Consider the following 3,368-nt stretch of genomic DNA (forward strand, 5'->3'; position numbering starts at 1 on the left):
TTTTGAGAATTCAGTTGAAGGTATTTTTCAGTCTACACCAGATGGGCATTACCTTTATGGTAATCCTACTTTAGCCGAGATATTTGGTTATGACTCGCCAGAGGACATGATGGCAAAAGTTACTGATATTGGCAAACAAATTTATGTTAATTCTAACTCTAGAGATGAATTTATTGATTTAATTAGCAGGGATGGAAGTGTATTAAAGTTTGAGTATCAAGCTTATCGTGCTGATGGGAGTATCATCTGGGTTTCTGAGAATGCCAGAGCAGTGCGTGACCCAGAAGGTAATTTAATTGCTTATGAAGGTGATATTGAAAATATTACAGAGCGCAAGTGGGCAGAAACTGAAATAAAGAAAGCACTAGAAATAGAAAAAGAATTGAATCAACTTAAATCTCAATTTATTTCCATGGCATCCCATGAATTCCGTACTCCTTTAACTACTATATTAGCTTCGGCAGAAGCATTAGAATACTATAGTCATAAATGGAATGAAGAAAAAAAACTGACTTATTTGCGTCGTATACAAGCTACAGCTCAATATATGACAGGGTTACTTAATGATATATTAGTTATAGGCAAAAAAGAATCAGGTAATTTTGAATTTAACCCAGCACCATTAGATTTAGAAAATTTTTGTCGAGGTCTTATAGAAGATATTAAACTCAGTATTGGTAGTCAATATTCCCTTCATTTTGTGCTTCAAGAAGCCAAGCAATTAACAACGAAAGATTCTGGCAAAGATGGGATTAATCTAAGTATTTTAAATTTCATTCAATCGGATTCAATTCAGCAAGAACAAAAGCAAAATGATGCTATCTATAATGCTCCACCAGAATCACAAAATGAATCTAGGGCACAAATATTTGAATTGGTTTTCATAGATGAAAAATTGTTGCGACATATTCTATCCAACTTACTTTGGAATGCAGTTAAATATTCGACCCAAGGTAGTCATATTTTTCTCAAACTTTCTTACTTAAATAACTATGCAATTTTTCAAATTCAAGATGAAGGTATGGGAATTCCAGCAGCAGAACAAAAATATTTATTTGACTCTTTCTACCGCGCTCAAAATGCTATTAATATTTCTGGTACAGGGTTAGGACTTACTATTGTCAAAAATTGTGTAGATTTACATAGAGGTCAAATTTTTGTCGAAAGTGAAGTTGGGGTAGGAACTACATTTACTGTCATCTTACCGTTAAATTTAGAAAAGGAAAATATAAATGAAAAAAATTCTAGTGATTGAAGATGAAAAAGTAATTTTAGAAATAATTACAGATGTTTTAGAAGCAGAAAATTTTATAGCAATAGAGGCAGAAAATGGTAGAAGAGGAGTAGAAAAAGCTCTAGAAATTGTTCCAGATTTAATTATTTGTGATGTAATGATGCCAGAACTTGATGGTTATGAAGTATTAAAATTATTACGGAAAAATTTAGTAACAGAAACAATTCCATTTATTTTTCTGACTGCAAAATCCACAAAAGCTGATTTAAGAGAAGCAATGGAATTAGGAGCTGACGATTACTTGACAAAACCTTTTACCAGAGATGAATTAATGAAAGCAATTAATACCAGATTAGAAAAACAAGGAACTATTCAAAGAAAAACTCAAGAACAACTAGATGAATTAAGAAGTAGTATAACTTTATCTCTACCTCACGAACTACGCACTCCACTCAATGGAATTATTGGTTCTGCCAATTTTATTATTGAAGAGTTTCAAGAATTAGAAAACGATGAAATTTTAGAAATGGTAGAAAATATTCACATTTCTGCGCACCGTTTATATAGACTAATCCAGAATTTTTTACTATATGCAGATTTAGAGCTATTATCACGGGAGCGAGATAGATTAAAATTATTTACAACAGGTTCTGTTAGTAATCCTAAGTCAATAATTAGAGAGGTTGCTCTAGAAAAAGCAAGAAGTTTTAATCGCTTAAAAGACTTAGAGATTGCATCAGAAAATACTCATTTAAAAATTTCTGAGCCTAACTTTAGAAAAATTGTAGATGAATTATTAGACAATGCCTTTAAATTTTCTGATTTCGGCACAAAAGTTAAGGTAGTAGGTAGATTAGTTCATCATGTTTTTGCTGTTGATTTTATAGATTTTGGCAAAGGAATGAGTGTTAATGAAATTTCTAATATCGGAGCTTATAAACAATTTAATCGTAAAATATATGAGCAACAGGGATCGGGCTTAGGTCTCAGTATTGCTAAACAAATTACTGAATTACATAATGGGCAATTAAAAATCCAAAGTATTCCTTTAGAACAAACCACTGTAACTGTTTTTATCCCTACAAAGGTAACAGAAAAAGGCTGTTAAACTATGAGTTAATTTCTAACTGCTAATTTGATATTCATAGTTGATAGTTAAAATGGATAAAACCAATTTGATCGAGCAATGTCATATTAGTAAAGAAAAGAAAAAAGGAAAAACTGAAGTTGGAATTCGTAATCAAGAACATAAAAAGGAAAAATAATAGAAATAAGTATATAATAGGATTGGATTAGTTCCTTTTTAGGAGTAAAATATTTATTTTTTTTTGTGGGATTTATACATAAAAATTGGTATAATAGCTTAAAATAGATAACAAAAAATATAGATGAGTAAATATATAAATAATGTTACTTACCTAGTTATAGTATAATAACTTAAAATATTAATGGAAAATTACTAACAATGAAAGAAAAATTACTCAACTGGTTAGATACATTTTTAGTAGCAGATGTATTTCTAGTAATAATTGGTTTTGCTTGGTTCGCGATCGCTGTGATTGGTCGTTATTCTGGAGTGGCTTTAGGTCTGGATCTTTGGCATAGATTATGGGAACCAGTATTTACTCCAGCTATCGGAATTTTGATGGGAGGTGCAATTCTCAGTGGCATAATTAAACAAATTACCAAACGTTTAAATTCTAATTAACATCAAATTTGGTTCATTACTAATAAAAAAACTTTCTCCTTGTTACTTTGTTACTTTCGGCAAGTTTATTTCACTTTTTGTATTCCTTATTCTTCGTTTATTATTTATGAAAAATTCAATTGAACAAGAAAAGTTTAACCCTTGGAATTACAAACCTTGGTGGTGTCAACCTTGGTCAATACTTATGACAGGAATCACTATTATTAGTAGTAGTTGGTTAGTGTTTAAAATTGTTTGGTTAACAGTTATTATCTCTATTCCTATATTAACTTGGATGGGATTTTTCCTGGTAGTTTGGCCTAAATTAATGGCAGAATCAAGAATGTGATAAAAATTGATTTTACAGCCATACATTCAGCATAATTAGGTCACAAAATCTATATTAAATAAAAATGAGATCTAACCATAAAAAAAGTAGAATTGCAA

The 3,368-nt window shown here is 30.4% G+C and carries 4 protein-coding genes; all 4 read left to right on the forward strand.

Annotated features, from left to right (window positions below; genetic code table 11):
* A partial coding sequence (locus tag F6K13_RS24770) for a PAS domain-containing sensor histidine kinase (protein ID WP_287288676.1) occupies window positions 1-1,255 on the forward strand: 1,255 nt, incomplete at its 5' end.
* Window positions 1,233-2,342: a response regulator gene (locus F6K13_RS24775; RefSeq protein ID WP_124144974.1), complete on the forward strand. Its 1,110-nt coding sequence runs from the start codon at window positions 1,233-1,235 to the stop codon at window positions 2,340-2,342. The genes F6K13_RS24770 and F6K13_RS24775, both read left to right, overlap by 23 nt.
* Window positions 2,343-2,699: 357 nt before the next feature.
* Window positions 2,700-2,942: a hypothetical protein gene (locus tag F6K13_RS24780; protein WP_124144973.1), complete on the forward strand. Its 243-nt coding sequence runs from the start codon at window positions 2,700-2,702 to the stop codon at window positions 2,940-2,942.
* Window positions 2,943-3,048: 106 nt separating this feature from the next.
* On the forward strand, window positions 3,049-3,270 hold the full coding sequence (locus tag F6K13_RS24785; protein ID WP_124144972.1) for a DUF6737 family protein: 222 nt from the start codon (window positions 3,049-3,051) through the stop codon (window positions 3,268-3,270).
* Window positions 3,271-3,368: the final 98 nt, after the last annotated feature.

This window comes from Okeania sp. SIO2B9, from assembly GCF_010672505.1.
Classification (GTDB): domain Bacteria; phylum Cyanobacteriota; class Cyanobacteriia; order Cyanobacteriales; family Microcoleaceae; genus Okeania; species Okeania hirsuta.